Genomic DNA, 23128 nt, shown 5'->3' with positions numbered 1-23128 from the left:
GTGCAGAAAAAACTGATAGAGTGACAAAATAACATCATTTAATTTAGGATTTTACCAACAATGAAATTCCCGCCATGGCATCAACGGCCTGATGAATTTGATCCGGAAACACATCGTGACGGCATTTTGGACAGCCAGTCCTTTTTGCGTGTTGCTGACCAGTTTATCTCGCTTGCAAATCAGCGAAACAAAAAGATCGAATCAACCGAATTGCAGATGGTGATGCTTTATGCTGCGGCGCGTTATGCCGCGCATGTTGGTAAAAATGTTCTTGAAATTGATGAACAGGAAGACTTTGTTCAGCATATGGTGGCGCAATATACCGATATGTTGCGCGAACATATGGCCGACCCAACAGTCTAGAAGAGGGTTTGATTATTTTGCGTTTGTTTGGTCTGTCTATCATTGCCGCATCGTTGCTTGGTGGCGTTGGTATGGGAACGTCAGCACAAGCCGGTACCGCTGTTGAACGGGGCCTCAAAGTGGTGCGCGAGCATTGCACGAGATGCCATGTTGTGCCGGGCATCAATCCTTATGGCGGTATTGGATCCACCCCATCATTTTCAGCGATGAAATGGCTTGATGATTGGGCGCATCGTTTTGAAATTTTTTATATTTTGCCGCCGCATCCATCGCTTGTACGGATCGAGGGCGTTAGCGAGGCAAGAAGTGAAGCCCTGCCAGCCTTTAGCAAAGAGATCGTCCTTACCCTTGAGGATGTTGATGATATTTTGGAATTTGTCAAAACGCTGAAAACCCCCGAATAAACAGACAGCGTTTTAACGAATACCCCCCAATTTGAAAGGCCTGATTTAACAGGCCAATATGATAGGAATGACGATGAGCAAAGAACAACGTGATGATATGACAGCCAGTGAAATGGCAATGCGGAAATTTTTAAAGCAGCTGGGCGTTACCGCACATCAAGAATTGGCTGACGCGCTTGCCAAAGCAGTTGCCGATGGCAAAATTGCGGCTGGCGCAGAATTGGCGGTAACAGCACGTGTTGAGATTGCTGATCTGCAATTCACACATGACGTTACGGCAAATTTGGTGGCACCTGAATAAATGGCCGCATTGACCCAAGACCTGATTCTGGCGGCGCTTGCTGATGTTCAGGACCCGTCGCAGGGGCGTGATATTGTTGCGCTTGGCATGGTAACCGGATTGCAAATCAAGAACAGCAATATCAGCTTTGCCCTTCAGGTGCCTGCGCATCGCGGGCCAGCAATGGAACCGGTGCGCCGTGCCGCGGAAAAGGCAGCGCTGGAAATCGAAGGTGTGACCAGCGCAACGGTGATGGTTACAGCGCATGCTGGCGATCAGGCGGGCATGAGCGTCCTGTCTGAAGATGATGGGCCAGTGACCGAAAAAATCCTTGAAAGCAAGGTGCGCCGCTTTGTTGCGGTGGCATCGGGCAAGGGCGGTGTCGGCAAATCGACAACAGCGGTAAATCTGGCCATTGCCTTGCGCCTAGAGGGGTTGCGGGTCGGTTTGCTTGATGCCGATGTCTATGGCCCGTCACAGCCGCGTATGCTTGGTGTAAGTGGTCGTCCGGCTTCGGCTGGTGGTGACATGGTAAAGCCGCTGGAAAGCTATGGCGTGCATTTGATGTCGATGGGTCTGTTGGTGCCTGATGACACCGCGATGATCTGGCGTGGGCCGATGGTGCAGTCCGCGCTAACGCAAATGCTGGATTCGGTTGCATGGGGCGTGCTTGATGTGATCATTATTGATTTGCCGCCCGGAACTGGCGATATTCAGATATCATTGGCGCAACAGGTTAATCTGGCGGGCGCGGTGATTGTGTCAACGCCGCAGGATATTGCGCTTCTTGATGTTGTCAAAGCATTGACCATGTTCGAAAAGGCAAATGTGCCGGTTCTGGGAATGGTGCAGAATATGTCGCATTGGAGCTGTCCAGATTGTGGTCGTAAAGACCATATTTTCGGTGATGGTGGCGCAGCGCGTGAGGCGAAAAAACGTGGTATTGAACTGCTTGGGGAAATTCCCCTGTCAATGGCGGTGCGGGTTGGATCAGACTCAGGAACACCGATTGTTGTCGCCGAGCCGCGATCTGAACAGGCAAAGACCTATCGCACCATTGCCAAACGTTTGATGGAGGTCGCCGACCTTCGCAATGAGGAAAGCGCATGACATTATATTACGAAGATGATCCAGCAGATCAGACAACTGTGCCGCAATTGCCGCCTTTGCTTCGGGCCGTTGAAGTGCCGGCTGGTCAGGATGTGCTGGCCAAGGCTGTTGCGGTTGCCGCAACTACCGAAGTTGGCACTGTTTTCTACGCTGAAAGGGCCGATCGGATGCAGATTGCCGTTCGGCTGGAGCCGGACGTGCCGGTTCGTCAAGCGGGCCAGATGCTGTTTGCGATGATGATCGGGCTTGGTGACTCAATCGGCGCGCTGGCGCCACCCGAAATTGCTGTCACCTATCAATTGCCGGGCTATTTGATGTTAAATCGTGGACGTGCCGGATTGGTGCGTCTGGTGATTGATCCGGCAGCCGGCGCTGATGATGTGCCTGACTGGATGATTGTCAGCGCTGACGTGCGTTTGACCGCCGAAGAACAGGATCAGGCTGAATGGTCGCAAACCCCTGGCGCAGAACAAACCTCGATGGCCGAAGAAGGGGGCGGGTTCATTTCGCGCACCCGCTTGGTTGAATCAAGCTGCCGGCATTTTCTGGCTTGGGTAAACCGCTGGCAAGATGACGGTTTCCGCCCGCTTTATGACAGTTGGATGCAGAGGCTAGAAGCATCCGCGCCAATCGATTTCGCTGGCGGTGAACAGGCTGAATGGCTTGGTCTTGATGAACATGGCGGCGCGTTGGTTAAACTTGATGGAAAAGCGTCATCGGTTATGCCACATGAACTCGAAGCTGTTTGTGGCACGCCAGTTCTGCCCTAAGGGGCTGGTCTGTTGTGGATAGGAAATTGGTAAACCAGCTATGAAACTCGCAAAAACCATCCGGTTTGACCCGTCTGATCTGAATGTGTTTCCGCTGGCAGCCGATGAAGGCGAATGGGCGCTTGTCGGCACTTTCTGCTTTGCTGGTATTGGCGAGACAGATATTAAAGGCAAGGTAAAACAAGCGTTTAGCAATGGGTTTCTCGGGCTTGATTCAATGGGCTTCTCAACCTTGGTTAGCATTGTCACGGTAAAGCCGGATGATCTTGGCAAGATTGAAAAACGGCTTTGCTCGATTTTTATGAATGAGTTTGGTGCCCCTGACGAAGCAGCGGCGATGGCCGCGGTAACTGAAGAGATCAAGTTCATGGCAGATTTATGCGCTGAACATAAAACTGGCACTTTGCTGGCGGTCCAGCGCAGCCTTGGCGATGGAGGGATTCGCGAGTCGTTTCGCAGCCTTGCCAAGCCTGAATCCTGTGCCGAACAGAAAATATGGACAATGGTCGATGATGATGATGACGTAGCAGATAGCACTGAACATGCGCATGGTCAGGAATAATAGGCACCGGTGATTGGGCCTTGATGGAGTTTAAGAACGTAATGAGCAATGATTTTTGGCTTACCTCTGGATGGCATTTAACAACTCGTGACGATCATGGGCATATGATGCCAAGCGCTGATTTTATGCGCGCCTATTTCATGCGTGAAGAAGTGGCCCCTGAAGAGGGGTCATGTGATGCTGAAATTGCGCTTCATAAGAAATTGGTTGATGATCCTTTTGCTGCGGTGGTGCCAACAGATTTGTTTGAAATTGCTGATAAAGATGTTGTGCATAATTATCAGGCGGTTTTGCGGTTCCGTAATTTTCTGGCAGATTACCCGACTTTGGAATCGGCCTACATGGCAATGGCACGCAATGCCCAGCCAAATATCCCACCGCTGTTTTTTGAACAGATAGCGCAGATTATTCTTCGTAATATTCTTGATTGCGAAACTGACCCCTTGCAATTGCGGGCAGCCGAGATTCTATTCCGCAATCAGGTGGTAACGCTTGATGATGGGCGTATCATGGTTGCGGATCACGCAACAGTGCAGCTGCAATCAGGCATGCAAAAGGCGCTTGAGCCAACAAGTGCGAATGATGAGGTGCAAATTGATATTCTTGCAACGGAAACGGCTGATGAATATTGGGAACGATCCGACCTGTTTAACACATCAATTGACATCGCCTATACCCAGCCAGCACTTGATGGTTTGGCGCGAGTTTTAGAAAAATGGATTGCGCATTTTTTACCGCTTGCGGTTCGCGTTTCGCCAATGGTCAAAATCGAAGATGAAGCCTGGTCATGGCATATTGGCCTTGATGCCGAAGCCACCAAAATTCTGAATGACCTGTATCGTGGTGACGAGGTTGATGAGCCGAGATTGCGGCGCATTTTATGTCTTTTCAAATTGGAAACCGATAACGGGTTTGTTGCTGAAATGGCGGGTAAGCCGGTTTACCTTGGGCTGGCAATGGATGAGGCAGGGGTCGTAAGAATGAAACCGCAGAACTTGCTTGTAAATCTGCCGGTTAGCGATCCATCTTAATTTAATATTTGAATATATATAAGGCTGATCTGCGGCAGATTTCGAATCCAACCTGCCGCAGATTTAACGGCTTGATTAATTCAGGTAATCGTCAGTCGTGCGGGGTTTTGGCCGATCGCGCATTTCCATCATTTTATCTTTCTGCTCGAACATGGCCTCAACACGGCAATCCTCACACATTTTCAGGATGTCGGTCTTTGCGCTGTCTTGAAACATGCTGTGATCGGCAAGCTTGCTGATCACTCGCTCGATTGATTTCGAACTGCCAAATGGTTTGCCGCAGGATGTGCATTCAAATGGTGTATCTTCAATAATCAGCTCGGTTGCCATCGCGCTGTCGGCAAGATTGAATTGCGGCATAAGCGCGATCACTTTTTCAGGGCAGGTTGCAACGCAAATACCGCATTGCAGACATGCATCTTCACGGAACAGCAATTGCGGTGCATCAGGATTATCCTGCAACGCGCCAGCGGGGCAGGCGCTGACACAAGACAGGCAGATCGTACAATTATCTGTATCAATCTCAACACGACCATAAGGCGCGCCAGAAGGCAAATCAATCACGGTTCCCGCCGTACCATTTGCGTTGGCAAGGCCGCGCATGGCAAGCCGTGTCATCGAACGCGGCGCACCAATCGGGCTGAATGGCGCTGGTTTGGCGCTGCTTTTACACGGGCTGTTGTAAAAGATTTCGGCAACCGCGTCAGGATCGACAGCATCAACAAGAATAATGCGGTTATCGGCATCAGCCTTAACACCGGCAAGCATTGATCTTGCCAGTGTCGCCTGATCGACAAGTGGAGCATTTTCAACATCTTTGACCGGATTCAGCAGCACAAAGACCTGCTGATAACCAAGCGCAATTGCGGCCACCATAATATCATGTCCAGCACGGCCCATTGCATGCATCGAAACAGGTAGCAGGCTGGCTGGTAAACCGCGGCCAAAACGGGCGATGGTTTCAATCATTTCGGCGCCATAGGAATCATCATGAAGCAACAGGCTTGGGGCTTTGCCCCCAGCTGTCTGATAATAATCATGAAGGTTGGCGATGCTGGTTAACAGCCCGTCTGCAGGCGGGTAGGCGGTTTGTGCCGCACCCGATGGACAGACAGCGCCACAAAGGCCGCAGCCACCGCAAATGGCCGGATCAATTGCAACATGATCGCCAAGGCTTTGAATGGCACCGGCTGGGCAGACATCAAGGCAACGTGAACAGCCACCAATTTTATTGCGCGAATGAGCGCAAAGATTTTCATCAAAATTCACATAGATTGGCTTTTCAAAGCCGCCAATCATTTGCGCGGCTTCGCTTTCGATAGCGGCAAGCGCGTTGATATCATCACCAGCGGCGCGGAAATATCCGTCGCGTTTTTCCCAGCCGGTGAAAAGTGGTGTATCGCCGGTTAAATCGATCAGAATATCGCAGCTTGTTTCGACATCATTTGCTCGATTTTCAAATTGAAGCGCGTCACGGCTTGATGGCAAGGCTGCGCCAAATTGGTCAACCACTAAATCGAAATGCGTGAAATGGCCTTTGGCGCTTTTGATTTTACCCGTTGCAAGGATGCCGCAGTCCTTTGTTGGAAATAGATCATCGGTTGGATTGGCAATCATAACGGTAACGCCCAATTGACCATTTAATTTCTGGCCAAGCGCAATGGCAGCATCGGCACCGCCGTTCGGACGACCCATATCGGCATAAATTAAACAGCGGCCGTCAGAATTTAGCGCAAGGCTTCGTGATGGTGTTTGGCGATCACTTGCCTGCTTGATCAAAGCGGCAATTTTGGCGGTGCTGCTTTCTGACTCATCTGACCAGCCAGCGCGCTCACGGATATTGACGGTTGCAGGCGAGGGGCATTCAATTTCTTCGGCAATGGCGTCAAAAACTGATGTTTCCTGTGTGCAGGCAATCAACAAAGATTGATTCGCGTCACGGGCGTCGCGCATGGCAGCGGCCAGATCGCCTGTTTCTGTCCGGCAAAGTGAGGTTGCGACCTTGCAGCCACCCTCGGCACCGCAGGCTTTTGCCAGTTTGGTGCCGTCGAGCGTCATCGTGCCATCGCAATTGCAAATCATGACCTTGGCGTCTGATAAATTCATCGAAAAAAACCTTTTGTTCGCATTGTGGTCAGGGTTGTTTGAATACAAGTTGTTCCGCTAACCTAGCTAACATCGCGCTAAAGACAAGTAAGTATAACGATATACCTTGCAAAACATAATCATTTTGATGGATAGTCGGGGGCATTGATGGGAGTTTATTTAACGTGACGAATGTAATTTCGCCAGATAATCGGCATGTTCTTTATGCGGTTCGATTGATTATCGAACGCCAGCCGATTGACAATAAATGGCAATCACATCGCTGGGTAATCCATGATCTGGTGCCCCTTGAGCTCAGCACCGGAGACGGATTACCGCCAAGTAATGATGTTCATTTTCAGCGCTTGCGACAGCCCTTGGGTGATGAAGCTGGTGAAGCACTTTTTACCGCTGAAGCATCGCTCGATCTGCATCGAGCCGAAGCTGAAGCCTACGCAGAGAATTTGGCATCATCTGAACCGGCGATTTATGCAGTTTTGCGGCATAATGAAGATGAAAATTATTCAGGTGATGATGATATCGATATTCATCTCGCTGAAATCAGTTTGTCACCCTATAATATCCAAGATTATGAGGATTGCGGCGAAGATCAGGTTGAAAAACTACCCTTGCAAGGTCCGATTGCCGATTTTGTAAAAGAGTTTGTTGAAATACATTTCAACCCGGAACCATTTATAAAGCGCAAACGTGACAAGGCGCGCGTCGATCGTGACCAGCTTGGTGGAGCTGATCCACGCTTGCGCCGCGACGGCGACATGTTTCAAGTGCCAACCGATCACAAGAGCCGTGATGAATATCACTAGATCTATGCTAGGGTGCCATCGCAAAAGTGGTTATATTTTTCAATAGATCAAAATATGGGGTCAAGTGAATGGCGCGTCGCATGAAATATGATGTTGAGGCCAAGGAAGAAGCCAAAGACGGCGAGGGTGGATTTTTGTCGCGCTGGTCAGCGCGCAAAAGTCAGATAGCCAGAGGCGAAGACGTGCCAGATGAGGTGCCAGCGCCCGAAACCGCCGAAGATACTGGCGTCGAAGATGAGGAAGACGCTGCTTTAACCGATGCTGAACTTCTAAAAAAATATGATCTTCCCGATCCTGAGGCGGTTACCGAAGAAAGTGTGCTTGAGCAGTTTTTGAACGGTAAGGGTTTGCCTGGGCGCGTGCGGCAAATGGCGCTGCGACGTCTATGGCGTCTGAATCCGCTATTCGGTGTTGTTGATGATATGGTTGAATATGGTGAGGATTATACCGACGCCGCCACCGTCATCGAAGGCATGCAAACCGCCTACACCGTCGGCAAGGGCTATGCAAAAGAGGTTGTTGAGCCGGAAGAAGCTGATGCCCTAGACGAGGAAACTGAGGCCAAAGAGGGCGATTCCGAAACCAAAGAGGGTGAAGTAGACGGCCAGCAGGATGAAAATGAGCGTGGCGATGATTCGGTCGACCAGCTTGATCAAGCAAAGGCAAGTGAAACAGCCGAAACCAGTGACACCGATAACCTTTTGGTGCAAAATAATGATGGTGAAACTGTCCTGATCCAGGGTGAGTTACCAAAAATGCTGGGTGAAAGTCAGGTGGTTTTGAGTAAATTAGTTAAGAATACGGCTAATATTGACGATGCCGTGCCGGCTTCATTCGAAAAAGGCACTGCTGATATTAAGGCGCTGCAAGCGCCCGTTGGCTGCAATGCCCAAATGAAAGAAAGCATCAATAGCGAAGAAAAAACTGAGCAAAATCATATTCCTGCTTGGCGTCCAGCAAGGATGGATTTTCGGAAAAAATAGATCCGTTCAAACCGTCACCTTCCTTTGGTTTACGTCTGTTTAAAGATTGTTTCCAAAATTTATAAAAAATCTTTCCAAATGTGAACTGTTGGATTGCGGGGGTGGTTTTGATGTGTTAGCGTTTTGTTTACAAAGTTGGGATTGTTGAATGACAAACGCAGATATTGCTCCGATTGAAATCGCCGAAGAAGACGCTCTTCGCGCTGATATGTACGACTTTATTGCCTCTTTGCTGCGCAAGGAGCCCAGTGACGAGTTGATCGCTGAGGTTGCGCTCTTGCAAGGTGATAAGACGCCAATCGGCAGTGCTTGCCTTACTTTGGCGCATCTGGCAAAAACACTTGATAACGGTCTGATACGGAACGAGTATGTGTCGTTGTTTATTGGTGTCGGGCGCGGTGAAATTCTGCCATTTGCGTCGTATTACCTAACTGGTTTTTTGAATGACAAGCCGCTGGCAAATCTGCGTTCTGACATGGATGCCATCGGTATTCGGCGCGCTGACGGAGTGAAAGAACCTGAGGATCATATCGCTAGCCTATTTGATATGATGTCGGGTTTGATTCGGGGCCGGTTTGGGCGGCGTTATTCAATCGCTGAGCAAGCGACGTTTTTCCTTAAGCACATTGAACCTTGGGCTGATTTGCTGATGCGCGACATCGGGGCCGCAAAAACTGTAGTGTTTTTTGCGCCGGTGGGCGCTATTGGTCTTGCCTTTTTAGAGATTGAAAGCCAAGCTTTCAGTATGGATGGAACAGGGTAGCGTAAGGCTCCTGTTTTATAGAGTCACGCATGAGGTGTGGCGCATTTTTGGAGGGAAAAATGGAAGATACAAACAAAAAAGATGCAGTTGCAGGTCGTCGTGACTTCCTCAAGGGTTCTGCAGTATCTGTTGCGGCTGTCGGTGTGGTAGCGGTTGCGGGTAAATCAGCATCAGCAGGCGAAGTTGAAGTGGTGTCAGGTTCTGGCTACCGCGAGACGGAACATGTGAAAGCTTTTTACGCTTCAGCACGGTTTTAATTAACTTTTCTTGTTTTTTTAGGAGGATAACATGCTTAGAAAGAAGACGTCCGGGGTTGCGAGAGGCCCCCAGTCATCATCTTTCATTGGCAAGGCAGCCGAAACGGTTGTTGACCGCCGCGCATTTTTGCGTGGTTCAGGTCTTGCTATTGGAGGTTTGGCAACCGCCGCAGCATTGGTTGGGTCAAATGTGACTCCGGCAAAGGCTTCAGTTTCTGGAGCAGCTGCGGTAATTAAAAAGTCAGTTTGTACTCATTGCTCGGTCGGTTGTACCGTAATTGCTGAAGTGCAAAATGGCGTTTGGACTGGGCAGGAGCCTGGTTGGGATAGCCCAATCAATCTTGGCGCCCATTGTGCTAAAGGTTCTTCAGTCCGTGAAACAGCAAGCGGCGAGCGTCGCCTGAAATACCCTATGAAGCTGACTGGTGGAAAATGGGTACGGATGAGCTGGGATGATGCCATTAATGAGATTGGCGACCAGATGCTCGATATCCGCGAGAAATCTGGCCCTGACTCAGTTTATTGGCTTGGATCTGCAAAGAGCAATAACGAACAGGCTTATCTGTTCCGCAAGCTCTATGCTTATTGGGGTTCAAATAACGGCGACCATCAGGCTCGTATTTGTCACTCAACCACAGTTGCCGGTGTTGCGAACACCTGGGGCTATGGCGCGATGACTAACTCCTATAATGATATGCACAATTCAAAAGCCATTTTCATTATTGGTGGTAACCCTGCCGAAGCGCACCCTGTCTCGCTGATGCATGTTCTAAAAGCAAAAGAACAAAACAATGCACCTGTGATTGTTTGTGATCCCCGCTTTACGCGGACAGCAGCCCACGCTGATGAATATGTTCGCTTCCGTCCAGGTTCAGATGTTGCGCTTATTTGGGGCATCATGTGGCACATTTTTGATAACAAATGGGAGGATAAAGAATTTATTCGCCAGCGTGTTTACGGCATGGAAGATGTTATTGCCGAAGTCAAAAAATGGAATCCAGCTGAAACTGAGCGTGTGACCGGTGTTCCTGGTTCGCAGCTAAAGCGTGTTGCCAAAATCATGGCAAATAACCGTCCAGGCACCTTCATTTGGTGTATGGGAGGCACGCAACATACAAACGGGAACAACAACACCCGAGCTTATTGTGCGTTCCAGCTTGCACTTGGAAATATGGGTACTGCCGGCGGTGGTGCAAACATTTTCCGGGGCCATGATAATGTTCAAGGTGCCACAGATATGTGCGTTCTTTCTCATTCACTGCCTGGCTATTATGGTCTGTCAGCTGGTGCCTGGAAGCATTGGGCGCGCGTCTGGGGCGAGGATATTGATTGGCTGAAAGGCCGCTTTGCATCAATCAAGGGTAAAGACGGCAAGTCTAAGAACCTTATGAATTCAAGTGGCATTCCTGTGTCGCGCTGGATTGACGGTGTTCTTGAAGACAAAGAAAACATTGATCAGCCAGACAATCTACGTGCGATGGTGTTCTGGGGTCATGCTCCAAACTCACAGACACGTATGAAGGAAATGAAGACGGCAATGGAAAAACTCGATCTGATGGTCGTGGTTGATCCATATCCAACTGTTTCTGCTGTCTTGTCTGATCGTACAGATGGTGTTTACCTGCTGCCAGCAACGACACAGTTCGAAACCTATGGGTCTGTAACTGCGTCAAATCGTTCACTTCAGTGGCGGGAAAAGGTCATCGAGCCTTCATTCGACTCACTTCCTGATCATACAATCATTTATAAGTTTGCCAAGAAACTTGGCTTTGCTGACCAAATGTTCCGTAAGATCAAAGTGACCAATGATGAACCGTTGATTGAAGACGTGACCCGTGAATTTAACGGTGGAATGTGGACAATCGGTTACACTGGCCAGTCACCAGAGCGTTTGAAAGCGCATATGGCTAACCAGCACGTGTTCGACAGAACATCACTGCAGGCCGTAGGTGGCGAGCTCGACGGTGAATATTACGGTCTGCCTTGGCCTTGCTGGGGTACTGCAGAGATGGGCCATCCAGGAACACCTTTGTTGTATGACACCTCAAAGCCCGTAGCTGAAGGTGGTCTGTGTTTCCGCGCCCGTTTCGGTGTGGAGCATGAAGGCAACAACCTGTTGGCTGAAGGTTCCTATCCTGTTGGGTCCGAAATCAAGGACGGTTACCCAGAGTTTACTATGGGTATGCTGAAAAAGCTCGGCTGGGACGGCGACCTTACCGCAGATGAGCGTTCGGCAATCGAAAAAGTCGCTGGTGACAAGACTAACTGGAAGGTTGACCTTTCAGGTGGTATCCAGCGGGTTGCGATCAAGCATGGTTGTGCGCCATTTGGTAACGCGAAAGCACGGGTAAAGGTCTGGACATTCCCAGATCCAATTCCGCTACATCGTGAGCCTTTGTACACATCACGTCGTGATCTCGTCGCCGATTATCCAACCTATTCAGACCGTAAGCTATATCGTCTGCCGACTTTGTATAAGTCGATCCAGGATGTAGACCACACGGCTGCTTATCCGATGATTTTGACCTCTGGTCGTCTTGTCGAATATGAAGGTGGTGGTGACGAAACCCGTTCAAACCCATGGCTTGCAGAATTGCAGCAGGACATGTTTGTTGAGATGAATCCATTCGATGCCAACGGAAAGAATATCCGTGACGGAGATATGGTGTGGGTTAAAACACCTGAAGGTGCGCAGATCAAGGTGATGGCTCAGGTTACTGAGCGTGTTGCTAAGGGTGTTGCCTTCTTGCCATTCCACTTTGGTGGACATCTTGAGGGTAAGGATCTTCGTTCCAAGTATCCTGAGGGTTCCGATCCTTTTGTACTTGGTGAATCAGCCAACACAGCGTTCACTTATGGTTATGACTCAGTGACATTGATGCAGGAAACGAAATGTTCGCTCTGCACAATTGAACGCGTATAAGGGAGGTACACATGGCAAGAATGAAATTTCTATGTGATGCAGAACGCTGTATCGAATGTAACGCCTGTGTTACTGCATGTAAGAACGAGCATGAGGTGCCGTGGGGTGTAAATCGTCGTAGGGTGGTTACCATCCAAGACGGTAAGCCTGGCGAACGCTCAATCTCTGTTGCATGTATGCATTGTTCAGACGCGCCTTGCACGGCCGTTTGTCCTGTTGATTGTTTCTATCAGACCGAACAAGGTGTGGTTTTGCATTCAAAGGATCTTTGCATTGGCTGTGGTTATTGCTTCTATGCATGTCCTTTCGGGGCACCGCAATATCCACAGGCTGGTAACTATGGTTCACGTGGCAAAATGGACAAATGTACATTCTGCGCAGGTGGTCCAGAAGAAGACATGAGTAGTCTGGAATTCCAGAAATACGGACGTAACCGTCTGGCTGAAGGCAAGCTGCCAATTTGTGCGGAAATGTGTTCAACCAAGGCACTGCTCGCAGGTGATGGAGACCAAGTCTCTAACATCTTCCGTGAGCGTATCGTCGCCCGTGGATTTGGATCTGGCGCTTGGGGATGGGGTACTGCCTATTCCATCAAGGGCTAATCAGCGATCATAAAATTTGGTGGATCCCCCTTGATGGGGGTCCACCCCTTTTTCTATCAATTTCGCCCAAGATGCCGGGCAGCTATATGCGATCCGCTTCTGGGGTTTGTGAGGGGCAAATGATTGCAATCACTCGTAAATTTTTAGTTCTCTTCGCGCTGACTGCGGTTGCCGCCGGTCTGTCAGCTTGTGCTGAAGAAGAACAGAACCGGGTTCTCAGCTACCAAAAGGGAACCTATCTAGGTAAAGTGGATCAGCAATTGTCTGAAGACCAGCTGCGTACGCTGATCATTCGTTCAAACGCTCAGCGTGTGAAATAAATGCGCGATTTAAAGCTATGGAGACCGGGGAATATGTTACGCAAATATTTAGGTGTTTTGGCCATTCTCGCGACATTGTTTATCGGCACTACTGGGGTTGTTATGCCCGTTGTGGCGCAGACAAGTGGTGAAGTACCAGGTGCAACGCTTGGAATAAATTCTGACTCAGATTTGTGGCGCTTTGTGCGGACTGGTAACGCTGGGTCAACACAGATGAAAAACGAATTATCAGCCATTATGATCCAGTCAGAAGGTGATAATTGGCGTGCATTTCGTAATGGACCATTGTCAATTTATGGGGCTTACGGCCTAGCAGGCATAATTGGCTTACTGGTTGTTTTTTACATGGTTCGTGGCCGTATAAGGATCGATGCAGGCCCATCAGAGGAAAGAATACTCCGCTTTGGCACGATTGACCGGTTCGCTCATTGGTTAATGGCGGGGTCTTTTGTGGTATTGGGAATAACCGGCTTGAATTTGCTTTATGGTCGCTATGTTCTTTTGCCAGTTATTGGCAAAGACGCCTTTGCAACCATCACAACCTTTGGCAAATATGCGCATAATTATCTGGCTTTTGCCTTTATGCTTGGTTTGGGCCTGTCGTTTATTTTATGGGTTCGCCACAATATTCCAAACAAACTTGACCTGAAATGGTTGGCGATGGGCGGCGGTATCTTTGCCAAAGGCGTTCACCCTCCAGCACGTAAATTCAATGCTGGTCAGAAAATTATTTTTTGGGCTGTCATGATCGGTGGCCTATCTGTCAGCATGTCAGGCATTGCGCTGATGTTTCCGTTCCAGACAAATATGTTTGCTGAAACATTTGCTCTTTTGAACGGCATTGGATTCAATCTGCCAACTGATTTCACCGCACTTCAAGAACAGCAGATGAACCAGCTTTGGCATGGTGTGGTCTCGCTTGGACTTATGACCATGATTGTTGCGCATATCTATATCGGTTCCGTTGGTATGGAAGGTGCTCTTGATGCGATGAATTCAGGTATGGTTGATCGTAACTGGGCAAAAGAGCATCATAATCTTTGGGTTGAAGAAGAAGATCAAAAAGCCAACCCAAAGCCTGCTGAATAATTGATGTCTATTGACGCTTAGGTGTTCAATGTCATCTTGTTATTCCATCTTTAAAGCAGCCAGCTCATTTTTGGGCTGGCTGTTCCTATGTCTGGGTTTGATTGGTTTAATGCCAATCGCAGCATCTGCCTTTGACCGTTACACCGCGCATGGTGGGCCGGTTCGTGATTTGGCACTTTCGCCTGATGGAAAGCATTTTGTCACCGCCAGTTTTGACTATTCAGCGGTGTTATGGTCAGCCGAAGAGATTGCCGAGAAATCGACCTTAATCGGGCATGAAGCGGCGCTGAATACAGCGCAGTTTTCGCCTGATGGGAAATGGCTTGCCACCGGCGGTGATGATGGTCTTGTTCTTGTCTGGAACGCCGATAAATTAACCGATAAATCGGCTGAGCCGATTATTCTTCGCGGTCATAGAGGCAAAATCGTTCATCTTGCCTTTTCGGCTGATAATAGCATGCTTGCCTCGGCCAGTTGGGATGGATCAATTGGCATCTGGCCATTGGATTCAGGGCCGGAAAAGGCCGAATTGGGTGTCCGGTTTATCACAGGGCACGAAGGGCCGGTAAATGCGGTTCAATTTTCCGATGACAGCCAGTTTCTTTACAGCGCCGGATATGATGGCCAAATCCGCTATTGGCGGTTGGCAAATGATGAATATCTTCGCAGTGTCGTGAAAAATGGCTGGAGCGTTTCGGTATTTGTCGTTGATGAAGCGCGTGACCTTGTTGCATTTGGATCATCCGATGGTGTGATGAGCGTTTCGCGCATGTCAGATCAGACGGAATTGCTGCGCGTTGGCGATGAACGCGTGCCGGTTCTATCAATTTTTTATCATGCTGATGAAGGGTTTTTGGGGTTTGGCAATGCCAAGGGGCGGGTGCTTCTTGCCGATACCAAAGACTGGTCGGTCATTCGTGATTTCCATGCGGCCAATGGCCCGATTTGGAGCTTGCTTGTTATGCCAGATGCGCAATCGCTGATGGTTGCGGGTCTTGATGATTTTATCACACGCTGGCCGATTTTCGAGTTTCCCCCCGAATTTTTGGAAAAGCCCGGCCCAGCACGCCGGTTTCACCCAAAACAGGAAGTTAGCAACGGTGAGCGTCAATTTGCTCGTAAATGCAGTGTTTGCCATACTTTAAAGGCTGATGGTAAGCGCCGTGCAGGGCCGAGTTTGTTTGGTGTGTTTGGTCGGCAGGCTGGCGGGCTTGAGGGCTATCCCTATTCGAAAGCATTGCAAACATCTGATATTGTTTGGAGTGCAGCAACCATTAACCGGTTATTTGAAGAAGGGCCTGACAAGGTTACGCCCGGAACAAAAATGCCAATCCAGCGGATGAAAAACGCCAAAGATCGTGAAGATCTTGTGACGTTCTTGCAATCTGCAACACAAAAATAGATAATCACCTTGGCGTTATGTCGCAGTGACAATGGCCATGTAATGGAGAAGTTAACATGAAAATGTTTTTAATCAGCAGCGCTGTTGCAATCATTATCGCCTTTGTTGCCTATAATGTGCTGACTAGCACAGGCATGGATACAGCATCGGTCTATTCAAGTGATAATGTAAGGCTGACAGGCAACGGTTCCTAGCCTCTGATTTTAGCCTTTGCATCCTGCCGATACGGATTGCAGGTTGTATCAAGCTTGCTATCCGATAGAAACAGCCCATAGCCTGCTGCCGTTTTAGCGGGGGTCAGGCTGGTTTTCACCGCTTGGGCGAGGGCTTTCCCGTTCAGGCGGTTTGGCTTCGCTGCATTTGCAATACAAATCGCATAAGCGGTCAGTTTTGGCACAGCAAAGCTGCTTCCAGACATCATACGCTGTTGCGCGTTGACACCGCGTGCCAGTAAATTTTCAGCTGGCAAGCCAATGTTGACCGCTATTCCGAAATTTGACCCATTAGCAAGCCTGCCATCGGGCATGGTCGAGGTGACCGTAATCGCATTTTCCAGCGTATTTACAGCCGGATAAGTGGGTGCTTCACCAAGATCAACGCCATTATTTCCGGCCGAAATGATAAACAGAATTTCGGGATGACGTTTCGCTGCTGCGAAAAAATATGTCCAGTCGTCAGGCGATTGACTGCCAAGCGGCATCATCACAATACGGGCATTTTGCGCCGCTAACCAATCCACCGCATCACCCATTAATGCCATATCAGGGCGAGGATAGCGCAGTGGTAAAAGCTGAAACCCCACCCCAGATTGGTGGAGAATATCAACAACATAGCTTCCGTGGCTTTGGGGGTAAAAGGGGCTTTGGCCAAGGCTGGCATCAAATGGCAGATTATCCCCATCCCACATATCGCGAGCGACAAGGACGCCGGAAGGGGCATAGATCAGATATCGCTGAAATGCGGGACGCCGATAATCGATTCCTGAGTCAATATGCCCAATCCGAAAATGCTGGTTCGGTTTTGATTTAGCGGGGGCTTTTGGCCGTATTGACGGCGGGTTGATCCATATCTTATCAGCAGATTGATCATGTCTTTTGACCGTCACATATTGCATGCGGCCATCATCAAGATAGCTGATTTGCCGTGTTTCGATCATCGTACAATCGCGGGTAAACACGGATAGTGAAAGGGGTGTTTCGTCTTGTAAAATCTCGCCGCGCATTGCGCGCAATCTGCCCGATATGAAAACAGTCCACAGTTTTGCCATCATTTTTTGATCGGTTTGAAAGGTGAATTGCAAGCGGGTTGCGGGGCCGCGCTGACCAAGCTGATGACGATCAAAGCGCCATTGGTTTTTGGTGGCAAATTCAGTGGCAAATTTGTGAACTTCGCTCGGATTCGCGGTGAAATCGTCTTTTGCCTGCAAATCGCGGCAAAATTGTGCAAAGCTATGCATGTTGGATGGTTGCTTTGCTGCGACATTTTGAACAGGGGCAATCATCAACAGGCTGGCGGCAATAGAACCGAAAACAATACGGATCATGCGAAAATAGCTGGTCTTGAAACGTGGCGATAAATGATTTTTTGGCTTTGATCGTTTGATAGGAACCTCGATGGTAAATTACCTGATAGATACAAACTTTCAACGGCAGATTATCTTTGCCCTCATAGCCACCATTCTAGGCCTGTTTGGCAATGCTGCCAAGGCAGAGCATGGCGAACAGACATGGGCACAAGCCCAAAAATCTGTTGTGGTGGTTAATCCGGTTTGGCCAGGATATGACCGCCGGGGATTTGGCGCGCCAAAAGGAACAGCACCAGCTGGAAGTGGTATTTATTTCAGCATTGATGGCGCGAAAGAATCAATCTTTATCATCACCGCTGCTCATGTTGTGACTGCTGCAAAATCCATTGAAATCATTGATTTTTCTGGAAATGTTGCCACGGCAATAATTCATGCAATTGACACAAGACGTGACATTGCCATCCTACGAACCGAACTGATCGGCACCGGCATTGCAGTTCGGCAAGATGAGCCCTTGATCGGAAGCCATGTTTGCGCGCTTGGCAACAGCTTTGGTCTTGGTACAGGAATGACCTGCGGTATTGTGTCGGCGGTGCAGCGTTCCAATATCGGGTTTAATGATATCGAAGATTTTATCCAGACCGATGCGGCGGTAAATCCGGGGATGTCTGGTGGAGCCTTGGTTGATCCACAAGGCCGGTTGGTCGGTTTGATTGATGGAATTTTCACCAAAGAAGCCGATATTGACGCTGGGGTGAATTTTGCCATTTCAGTACCGCTCATCCAGCAAAGTTTGGCATCGCAATTAAAGGTAGGGGTTCAATTTTAGCCGAAAAATTCTTGTACGGTCTGACTAGCGTCAGTGGCCAAGTCTCTCTATACTGAAAGGCTTCTTTCTGATGCGACAATTTACAGCCGGTTAATGGTCGGCTTTGGGAACAAAGGTTATAGTTGAATTATGGATAATGTAATGCCGCCGAAAACCCTTATCGACCCATTTGGCCGGACGGTTGATTATATCCGTGTGTCGGTTACTGATCGTTGCGATTTCCGCTGTGTTTATTGCATGGCTGAACATATGACCTTTTTGCCGAAGGCCGAATTATTGTCGTTGGAAGAGTTGGAACAGGTTTGCCGCAACTTTATGGCTCTTGGTACACGCAAAATTCGGTTAACCGGCGGCGAACCTTTGGTGCGCCGCAATATCATGCATCTGATCCGCAATCTTGGTAGCGAGGTCAAGGCAGGCAATCTTGAGGAGCTAACCATCACCACAAACGGCAGCCAGTTGCATAAAATGGCGGATGAACTTGTTGATGCTGGCGTTAAACGGCTGAATATCTCAATTGATACGCTTGATCCAGATCGGTTTCGTGAAATTACCCGTTGGGGTGATCTTGATAATGTTCTTGAGGGGCTTGAAGCGGCAAAACGTGCCGGACTTGCGATCAAGCTAAACGCGGTTGCCCTAAAAGGCGTTAATGAATTTGATCTTGGCAATATGGTGGCATGGGCCGGTGATCAAGGGTTTGACATGACCATCATTGAGGTTATGCCAATGGGTGATATCGGCAATGAAAACCGCGTTGATCAATATCTGCCGCTGTCACAGGTGCGTGCCGAATTGTCAAAACGTTTCACCCTGACCGATAATAATTTTCAAACCCCCGGGCCAGCGCGCTATGTGACTGTTGAAGAAACCGGCCGCCGTCTTGGCTTTATCACACCGCTGACACATAATTTTTGTGAGTCATGCAACCGTGTTCGGGTGACTTGTACCGGTCAGCTTTATATGTGTCTTGGTCAGGATGACAATGCTGATCTTGCCAAGGCGCTTCGCAATGGCGGCGAAGACGGGTTGCGCGATGCCATTATCGAAGCCATTGGCCGTAAACCAAAGGGGCATGATTTTGTCATTAGCCGGCGCGCGCCAAATGCGGCAGTTGCGCGGCATATGAATGTAACCGGAGGCTAGGCGATGACTGAGGCGCGTCTTATCCGTCCCGGTCGGCATGGCGCTATATTCGGGTTTGCGGGCTGGTCTGGTTCAGGCAAAACCACGCTTGTTGAAAAAATCATTTCCCATATCAGCGCTAGCGGGGTTGATGTTGCCACGATTAAACATGCGCATCATCATTTTGATGCTGATCATCCGGGAAAAGATAGCCATCGCCATCGCGAAGCAGGATCGCGGCAGGTTCTAGTGTCATCGGCCTATCGGTCGGCGCATTTCATTGAACATGGCGAAAGAGGCGAGCCTGATCTATCCGTTTTGCTTGACCAATTGGCGCCGGCTGATTTGGTTCTTGTTGAAGGCTTTAAAAGCTATCCTATTGAAAAGATAGAAGTTCACCGGCCATCAATTGGCAAATCGCAGCTTTATCCAAATGATGATCTGGTGATTGCCTTGGCAAGTGATGAGCCGATTCCGGAATGTCTATTACCGTTTTTCGACCTTGAAGATGTTTCCGGAATTGCGGCTTTTATTCTGGTGCAAACAAAGTTGAAACAGGCGAGCTAGGGCCATGTCCAACCAACGGACGGCCCCCATCCCCATTGATCTGGCACGAAGCCAATTGCTTGCCAGTATTGATGCGATTGCGGCGACCGAAATCCTGTCGCTTGATAATGCGTGTGGCCGGATCGCCGCTGAAACCATTACCAGCTTGATTGATTTGCCTCGAACGCATAATGCCGCAGTCGATGGTTATGGTGTTGATTCGGCAGAACTGGCCGCAGCACCCGATAAACCGTTTAAAATTATTGGTGTGGCACGGGCGGGACATCCTTTTGATGGGGTGATTTGCGCTGGCGAAGCCATTGAAATCTACACTGGCGCGATTATGCCGTCTGGCCCCGATTGCGTTGCCATGCATGAAGATTGCACTCGTACCGGTGATGAGGTGTTGATTGCGGGGAAATTACCAAAGGCAAGCAATATGCGCCCGCCAGGTGAAAACCTGGCTAAAGGCGAGGTTGTTATCACTAAGGGGCAGGTGATTACGCCAGCTTTGATAGGCCAGCTTGCTGCATCGGGGACAGCGCAGATAGAGGTTGCCCACCGCCTTCGCGTTGCCGTTTTGTCAACCGGCGATGAAGTTGTGGCCGCTGGTTCTGACGCTGCGCATGGACAAATTTTCGATGCGAACCGCCCAATGTTAAAAGCCATGTTGCAAAGCAACCAGATTGAGGTGATTGATTGTGGTATCGTTCCTGATCGGCTGGATGCGCTTGCTGATGCGTATGAACAGGCTTTGCGAATGGCTGATGTTGTCATTTCGTCAGGCGGTGCATCAGACGGTATTGAAGATCATAGCCAGCAGGCCATGCGCCAAATTGGGGCAAGTTGTGCATTTTGGCGGTTGGCAATGAAGCCTGGGCGGCCAATGGCAGTGGGGCGGCGTGAAAAACAGCTTATTTTTTGTCTCCCCGGAAATCCGGTTGCGGCTTTTGTTTGCACGCGCTTATTGATCAATCCGGTTTTGACGCGTCTTTTGGGTGGTATTGTCCAGCCGATTTTAAAGATTGGCGTTCCAGCCGGATTTGCGCATCGCAAAAAACCGGGCCGTGCCGAATTTTTGCGGGTTGCTCTTGTTGATGATGGTGACGGGCAGGTTCTACAGCTTCATGGCCGTAAAGGGGCAGGGGTGATTTCATCATTGACCGGCGCGGATGGTCTTGTTGAAATTCCGCTTGAAAATGCTGGTGTCGACAAGGGCTTGATGTTGAATTTTCTGCCATTTCATGAACGTGGCCTTTAGGCTGGTCGTTAGGTGAGGGATAAAATGAGCGTGAGAATAATCGAAGATGATTTTGATATTGCGCTTGAGCATGAAAAGCTGAAATCGCGTGATGCTGGGGCAATTGTCACCTTTACCGGAACCGTCCGCGATCTGCCAAATGGTGGCGGGTTGAACGCAATGACGCTTGAACATTATCCAGGCATGACCGAATCTGAAATTGAGGTGATCATTGATCAGGCAAAATCACGCTGGCCTTTGGCCAAGGTCACGGTCATTCATCGTGTTGGCCGGATGTTGCCAACCGAAAATATCGTTTTTGTCGGCTGTTCCTCGGCACATCGCGCGGCAGCGTTTGACGGTGCCAATTTCATTATGGATTTTCTAAAAACCAAAGCACCATTCTGGAAATTGGAAGACGGGCCTGATGGCGCAAACTGGGTTGATGCGCGTGATTCCGACAGCAAAGCGCTTGATCGCTGGAACCTGCTGGACTAGGGCTTTCATGCCCGCCTATGCCAATTTATCGCGGGATATAGTCGTTTTTCCATTTCAAAACGACATTGAAAGATATCGAAATGCGCGGCATTTCCGCCATGTTCGGATGAACCAGATGATGCAAAAAGGCCGGCCATAAGAATAAATCACCATTTTTTGGCAAAAGTCGATGTTCGGCATCGACCTGTCCATCATTACGGATTGAATTCATATTGGCCTGTGGGCGCGGGTCGAAAAAGCTAATGGCACTTGGATTCAAGTCTGACCGGAATGTATCGGCATCGCTTTGATCGGGCACAGAAACATAATAGGTGCCCGACAGCCATGAATGGGGGTGGTTATGCAGATTGTGATAATCGCCGCGCATATTCACATTGGCCCAGCCTTGCAAAATCCATTCAAGGTCATAATCAATACCGGCATGACGCGCATAATCCAAAACGGCGCGATCACAACATTGCCGAAGCCAGATTACGGCCGGATGGTCGGTCATGAATAAATTGTCGGAAGTGTAATCAACCGTCATATCGTCACGGGCGATGTTCTGTTCCAATAAATGATCAGCCAGAACCGGATTTGCCGTGTCATGACCGGGAAGGCTTAGCGACATGAATTGTGTCGGCCATAGCTGTTTGAATTCTGGTTTCCCGGGGGTGTTTTCTGATTGTGACATTATCTAGATGCTCCGGATGATGATGATTGAGTAACAGAAAGATGTTTAATAGGCGCCCAGTTTTGCAAGGCATTGAACGGCAATTGTGCCACCAGTCCACAGGCAGAGACAAGCTGTTATCGCCGAAAACAGATTGCCAAAAACAGCGCCTCGCGTGCCGGCAAGCGACAATGGCATGGCAACGACAATGGTAAGTAACCCCATACCCACCAAGGCGCCAATACAGAATAAAATCACATAAATGAACGAAAGCGTAATGGATTGCGTTGCTGTGACGGCAAGAACCATCAAACTGCCTGAGACCCTGCTGCCCCGTGCGCAAGGCCGACCACCAGTGCCAGAAATGGGCTTTTGGTCGCATGTTTGTGATCATGCGCCAATTCATCATGCGGTATGGTTGCGTTAGGTTTAGGGTGATCATTCAAATGGCTGTGCATATGCAAATGGCGTTTGCCATCATGTTCATGGATATGAATATGGATACGGCGACGATACATCTGCCAGATCAATTGCACGCCAAGATATAGAATCAGCAAACTGGCACCTAGTTCCAGCAAGGCCTGCTTCTGTTCGCTTAAAGCCTGCCCAGTTGACAACAGAACCGCGCAAAGTGCCAAAAGCGCAATACCATGACCAGCACCCCAGTAAAGCCCCCGCCGCATTAATCCATGCTTGCCGCCCTGACGGTTCCACATGGCCGAAACGGCGGCAATATGATCCGCACCCATAGCATGTGTCATGCCCAAAAACAGACCAAGCGACATAAGGCCGAAAATTTCCATTGATTGCAACGCCTAGGCTGGAACAGATATCAAAGGTGATCCAATATCACGAATTTGAAGCCGCGTTGAACACTTATTCAAAAATTTCCTGATTTTGCGTTTCAAACTGATTTATTCATGTCTTTTCGCCATGATTGCTGGT

Annotated in this window: 27 protein-coding genes; 22 read left to right on the top strand and 5 right to left on the bottom strand. The window is 49.2% G+C overall.

Features of this window, described 5'->3' with window-relative positions:
• Positions 1 to 60 precede the first annotated feature (60 nt).
• The 7 genes from ABXT40_RS06370 to ABXT40_RS06340 all read left to right on the top strand — a co-directional run bounded on the left by ABXT40_RS06370 (position 61) and on the right by ABXT40_RS06340 (position 4520).
• The gene (locus ABXT40_RS06370) at positions 61 to 363 is read left to right on the top strand and encodes a DUF3144 domain-containing protein (RefSeq protein WP_443644798.1); all 303 of its coding nucleotides are present in this window, start codon (positions 61 to 63) and stop codon (positions 361 to 363) included.
• Between the two features lie 17 nt (positions 364 to 380).
• Entirely contained in the window at positions 381 to 767 is a 387-nt protein-coding gene (locus tag ABXT40_RS06365) for a c-type cytochrome (RefSeq protein ID WP_443644797.1), read from the top strand.
• A 73-nt stretch (positions 768 to 840) separates the two neighbouring features.
• Positions 841 to 1068 (top strand): DUF6494 family protein, encoded by a 228-nt coding sequence (locus tag ABXT40_RS06360; protein ID WP_443644796.1) that lies wholly within the window; start codon positions 841 to 843, stop codon positions 1066 to 1068.
• Complete coding sequence (locus ABXT40_RS06355) at positions 1069 to 2157, top strand: Mrp/NBP35 family ATP-binding protein (protein WP_443644795.1); 1089 nt, start codon at positions 1069 to 1071, stop codon at positions 2155 to 2157. It begins immediately after the preceding gene.
• The gene (locus ABXT40_RS06350; protein WP_443644794.1) at positions 2154 to 2927 is read left to right on the top strand and encodes a biotin/lipoate--protein ligase family protein; all 774 of its coding nucleotides are present in this window, start codon (positions 2154 to 2156) and stop codon (positions 2925 to 2927) included. Before ABXT40_RS06355 ends, ABXT40_RS06350 begins: the two co-directional genes overlap by 4 nt.
• A 40-nt stretch (positions 2928 to 2967) precedes the next feature.
• Positions 2968 to 3489: a DUF6505 family protein gene (locus ABXT40_RS06345; RefSeq protein ID WP_443644793.1), complete on the top strand. Its 522-nt coding sequence runs from the start codon at positions 2968 to 2970 to the stop codon at positions 3487 to 3489.
• Between the two features lie 41 nt (positions 3490 to 3530).
• Positions 3531 to 4520 (top strand): DUF6352 family protein, encoded by a 990-nt coding sequence (locus ABXT40_RS06340; protein WP_443644792.1) that lies wholly within the window; start codon positions 3531 to 3533, stop codon positions 4518 to 4520.
• Between the two features lie 75 nt (positions 4521 to 4595).
• On the opposite strand, the gene ABXT40_RS06335 is transcribed toward ABXT40_RS06340, so the two are convergent.
• Positions 4596 to 6626: a 4Fe-4S dicluster domain-containing protein gene (locus ABXT40_RS06335; RefSeq protein WP_443644791.1), complete on the bottom strand. Its 2031-nt coding sequence runs from the start codon at positions 6624 to 6626 to the stop codon at positions 4596 to 4598.
• A 164-nt stretch (positions 6627 to 6790) separates the two neighbouring features.
• Between ABXT40_RS06335 and ABXT40_RS06330 the strand changes: the two genes are divergently transcribed.
• The 10 genes from ABXT40_RS06330 (at position 6791) to ABXT40_RS06285 (ending at position 15962) form a co-directional block, all read left to right on the top strand.
• Positions 6791 to 7429, top strand: a complete 639-nt coding sequence (locus ABXT40_RS06330; protein ID WP_443644790.1) for a DUF3305 domain-containing protein — start codon at positions 6791 to 6793, stop codon at positions 7427 to 7429.
• A gap of 68 nt (positions 7430 to 7497) precedes the next feature.
• The gene (locus ABXT40_RS06325) at positions 7498 to 8412 is read left to right on the top strand and encodes a DUF3306 domain-containing protein (protein WP_443644789.1); all 915 of its coding nucleotides are present in this window, start codon (positions 7498 to 7500) and stop codon (positions 8410 to 8412) included.
• Between the two features lie 148 nt (positions 8413 to 8560).
• Positions 8561 to 9175 carry a TorD/DmsD family molecular chaperone gene (locus ABXT40_RS06320; RefSeq protein ID WP_443644788.1) on the top strand — a complete coding sequence of 205 codons (615 nt, stop codon included), beginning with the start codon at positions 8561 to 8563 and terminating at the stop codon, positions 9173 to 9175.
• Positions 9176 to 9234: 59 nt separating this feature from the next.
• Complete coding sequence (locus tag ABXT40_RS06315; RefSeq protein ID WP_443644787.1) at positions 9235 to 9432, top strand: twin-arginine translocation signal domain-containing protein; 198 nt, start codon at positions 9235 to 9237, stop codon at positions 9430 to 9432.
• Positions 9433 to 9463: 31 nt separating this feature from the next.
• Positions 9464 to 12355, top strand: coding sequence for a formate dehydrogenase subunit alpha (locus tag ABXT40_RS06310; protein ID WP_443644786.1), 2892 nt, complete (start codon positions 9464 to 9466; stop codon positions 12353 to 12355).
• An 11-nt stretch (positions 12356 to 12366) separates the two neighbouring features.
• The gene (fdh3B, locus tag ABXT40_RS06305) at positions 12367 to 12957 is read left to right on the top strand and encodes a formate dehydrogenase FDH3 subunit beta (protein WP_443644785.1); all 591 of its coding nucleotides are present in this window, start codon (positions 12367 to 12369) and stop codon (positions 12955 to 12957) included.
• Positions 12958 to 13076: 119 nt separating this feature from the next.
• Positions 13077 to 13277 carry a hypothetical protein gene (locus ABXT40_RS06300; RefSeq protein ID WP_443644784.1) on the top strand — a complete coding sequence of 67 codons (201 nt, stop codon included), beginning with the start codon at positions 13077 to 13079 and terminating at the stop codon, positions 13275 to 13277.
• Positions 13278 to 13310: 33 nt separating this feature from the next.
• Positions 13311 to 14366 carry a formate dehydrogenase subunit gamma gene (locus ABXT40_RS06295; RefSeq protein WP_443644783.1) on the top strand — a complete coding sequence of 352 codons (1056 nt, stop codon included), beginning with the start codon at positions 13311 to 13313 and terminating at the stop codon, positions 14364 to 14366.
• 109 nt (positions 14367 to 14475) lie between these two features.
• Positions 14476 to 15768 carry a c-type cytochrome gene (locus tag ABXT40_RS06290; protein ID WP_443644782.1) on the top strand — a complete coding sequence of 431 codons (1293 nt, stop codon included), beginning with the start codon at positions 14476 to 14478 and terminating at the stop codon, positions 15766 to 15768.
• Between the two features lie 56 nt (positions 15769 to 15824).
• A complete protein-coding gene (locus ABXT40_RS06285; protein ID WP_443644781.1) occupies positions 15825 to 15962 on the top strand; it encodes a hypothetical protein in 138 nt (45 codons plus the stop codon).
• On the opposite strand, the gene ABXT40_RS06280 is transcribed toward ABXT40_RS06285, so the two are convergent.
• Positions 15959 to 17311: a S8 family peptidase gene (locus ABXT40_RS06280; RefSeq protein ID WP_443644780.1), complete on the bottom strand. Its 1353-nt coding sequence runs from the start codon at positions 17309 to 17311 to the stop codon at positions 15959 to 15961. The genes ABXT40_RS06285 and ABXT40_RS06280 overlap by 4 nt on opposite strands.
• A gap of 70 nt (positions 17312 to 17381) precedes the next feature.
• On the opposite strand from ABXT40_RS06280, the gene ABXT40_RS06275 reads away from it, so the two are divergent.
• From ABXT40_RS06275 to moaE, 5 genes are all read left to right on the top strand, one after another.
• The gene (locus ABXT40_RS06275) at positions 17382 to 18122 is read left to right on the top strand and encodes a S1C family serine protease (RefSeq protein ID WP_443644779.1); all 741 of its coding nucleotides are present in this window, start codon (positions 17382 to 17384) and stop codon (positions 18120 to 18122) included.
• A 141-nt stretch (positions 18123 to 18263) separates the two neighbouring features.
• A complete protein-coding gene (moaA, locus tag ABXT40_RS06270) occupies positions 18264 to 19268 on the top strand; it encodes a GTP 3',8-cyclase MoaA (protein ID WP_443644778.1) in 1005 nt (334 codons plus the stop codon).
• Positions 19269 to 19271: 3 nt separating this feature from the next.
• Positions 19272 to 19814 carry a molybdopterin-guanine dinucleotide biosynthesis protein B gene (gene mobB, locus ABXT40_RS06265; RefSeq protein ID WP_443644777.1) on the top strand — a complete coding sequence of 181 codons (543 nt, stop codon included), beginning with the start codon at positions 19272 to 19274 and terminating at the stop codon, positions 19812 to 19814.
• 4 nt (positions 19815 to 19818) lie between these two features.
• Positions 19819 to 21054 carry a molybdopterin molybdotransferase MoeA gene (locus ABXT40_RS06260; protein WP_443644776.1) on the top strand — a complete coding sequence of 412 codons (1236 nt, stop codon included), beginning with the start codon at positions 19819 to 19821 and terminating at the stop codon, positions 21052 to 21054.
• Between the two features lie 24 nt (positions 21055 to 21078).
• Positions 21079 to 21531: a molybdopterin synthase catalytic subunit MoaE gene (moaE, locus tag ABXT40_RS06255; protein WP_443644775.1), complete on the top strand. Its 453-nt coding sequence runs from the start codon at positions 21079 to 21081 to the stop codon at positions 21529 to 21531.
• 25 nt (positions 21532 to 21556) lie between these two features.
• Here the strand turns inward: moaE and ABXT40_RS06250 are convergent, their stop codons facing one another.
• From ABXT40_RS06250 to ABXT40_RS06240, 3 genes are read right to left on the bottom strand one after another with little or no spacing between them, the layout of a single operon-like run.
• Positions 21557 to 22204: a TIGR02466 family protein gene (locus ABXT40_RS06250; protein WP_443644774.1), complete on the bottom strand. Its 648-nt coding sequence runs from the start codon at positions 22202 to 22204 to the stop codon at positions 21557 to 21559.
• Positions 22205 to 22249: 45 nt separating this feature from the next.
• Positions 22250 to 22492 carry a hypothetical protein gene (locus ABXT40_RS06245; protein WP_443644773.1) on the bottom strand — a complete coding sequence of 81 codons (243 nt, stop codon included), beginning with the start codon at positions 22490 to 22492 and terminating at the stop codon, positions 22250 to 22252.
• On the bottom strand, positions 22492 to 22986 hold the full coding sequence (locus tag ABXT40_RS06240) for a HoxN/HupN/NixA family nickel/cobalt transporter (protein WP_443644772.1): 495 nt from the start codon (positions 22984 to 22986) through the stop codon (positions 22492 to 22494). The genes ABXT40_RS06245 and ABXT40_RS06240 overlap by 1 nt, the downstream gene beginning before the upstream one ends.
• Positions 22987 to 23128 lie beyond the last annotated feature (142 nt).

It is taken from the genome of Candidatus Ponderosibacter sp. Uisw_141_02, from assembly GCF_048087665.1.
GTDB lineage: Bacteria > Pseudomonadota > Alphaproteobacteria > Puniceispirillales > Puniceispirillaceae > UBA3439.
The sequence above is the reverse complement of the archived record's forward strand: the minus strand, read 5'-3'. Positions and strand labels throughout refer to the sequence as shown.

Coding starts and splice junctions, on each gene's coding strand:
- ABXT40_RS06370 (WP_443644798.1), top strand. CDS start 61: ATGAAATTCCCGCCATGGCATCAACGGCCTGATGAATTTGATCCGGAA.
- ABXT40_RS06360 (WP_443644796.1), top strand. CDS start 841: ATGAGCAAAGAACAACGTGATGATATGACAGCCAGTGAAATGGCAATG.
- ABXT40_RS06355 (WP_443644795.1), top strand. CDS start 1,069: ATGGCCGCATTGACCCAAGACCTGATTCTGGCGGCGCTTGCTGATGTT.
- ABXT40_RS06350 (WP_443644794.1), top strand. CDS start 2,154: ATGACATTATATTACGAAGATGATCCAGCAGATCAGACAACTGTGCCG.
- ABXT40_RS06345 (WP_443644793.1), top strand. CDS start 2,968: ATGAAACTCGCAAAAACCATCCGGTTTGACCCGTCTGATCTGAATGTG.
- ABXT40_RS06340 (WP_443644792.1), top strand. CDS start 3,531: ATGAGCAATGATTTTTGGCTTACCTCTGGATGGCATTTAACAACTCGT.
- ABXT40_RS06335 (WP_443644791.1), bottom strand. CDS start 6,626: ATGAATTTATCAGACGCCAAGGTCATGATTTGCAATTGCGATGGCACG.
- ABXT40_RS06325 (WP_443644789.1), top strand. CDS start 7,498: ATGGCGCGTCGCATGAAATATGATGTTGAGGCCAAGGAAGAAGCCAAA.
- ABXT40_RS06320 (WP_443644788.1), top strand. CDS start 8,561: ATGACAAACGCAGATATTGCTCCGATTGAAATCGCCGAAGAAGACGCT.
- ABXT40_RS06315 (WP_443644787.1), top strand. CDS start 9,235: ATGGAAGATACAAACAAAAAAGATGCAGTTGCAGGTCGTCGTGACTTC.
- ABXT40_RS06310 (WP_443644786.1), top strand. CDS start 9,464: ATGCTTAGAAAGAAGACGTCCGGGGTTGCGAGAGGCCCCCAGTCATCA.
- fdh3B (WP_443644785.1), top strand. CDS start 12,367: ATGGCAAGAATGAAATTTCTATGTGATGCAGAACGCTGTATCGAATGT.
- ABXT40_RS06300 (WP_443644784.1), top strand. CDS start 13,077: ATGATTGCAATCACTCGTAAATTTTTAGTTCTCTTCGCGCTGACTGCG.
- ABXT40_RS06295 (WP_443644783.1), top strand. CDS start 13,311: ATGTTACGCAAATATTTAGGTGTTTTGGCCATTCTCGCGACATTGTTT.
- ABXT40_RS06290 (WP_443644782.1), top strand. CDS start 14,476: ATGCCAATCGCAGCATCTGCCTTTGACCGTTACACCGCGCATGGTGGG.
- ABXT40_RS06285 (WP_443644781.1), top strand. CDS start 15,825: ATGAAAATGTTTTTAATCAGCAGCGCTGTTGCAATCATTATCGCCTTT.
- ABXT40_RS06280 (WP_443644780.1), bottom strand. CDS start 17,311: ATGATCCGTATTGTTTTCGGTTCTATTGCCGCCAGCCTGTTGATGATT.
- ABXT40_RS06275 (WP_443644779.1), top strand. CDS start 17,382: ATGGTAAATTACCTGATAGATACAAACTTTCAACGGCAGATTATCTTT.
- moaA (WP_443644778.1), top strand. CDS start 18,264: ATGCCGCCGAAAACCCTTATCGACCCATTTGGCCGGACGGTTGATTAT.
- mobB (WP_443644777.1), top strand. CDS start 19,272: ATGACTGAGGCGCGTCTTATCCGTCCCGGTCGGCATGGCGCTATATTC.
- ABXT40_RS06260 (WP_443644776.1), top strand. CDS start 19,819: ATGTCCAACCAACGGACGGCCCCCATCCCCATTGATCTGGCACGAAGC.
- moaE (WP_443644775.1), top strand. CDS start 21,079: ATGAGCGTGAGAATAATCGAAGATGATTTTGATATTGCGCTTGAGCAT.
- ABXT40_RS06250 (WP_443644774.1), bottom strand. CDS start 22,204: ATGTCACAATCAGAAAACACCCCCGGGAAACCAGAATTCAAACAGCTA.
- ABXT40_RS06245 (WP_443644773.1), bottom strand. CDS start 22,492: ATGGTTCTTGCCGTCACAGCAACGCAATCCATTACGCTTTCGTTCATT.
- ABXT40_RS06240 (WP_443644772.1), bottom strand. CDS start 22,986: ATGGAAATTTTCGGCCTTATGTCGCTTGGTCTGTTTTTGGGCATGACA.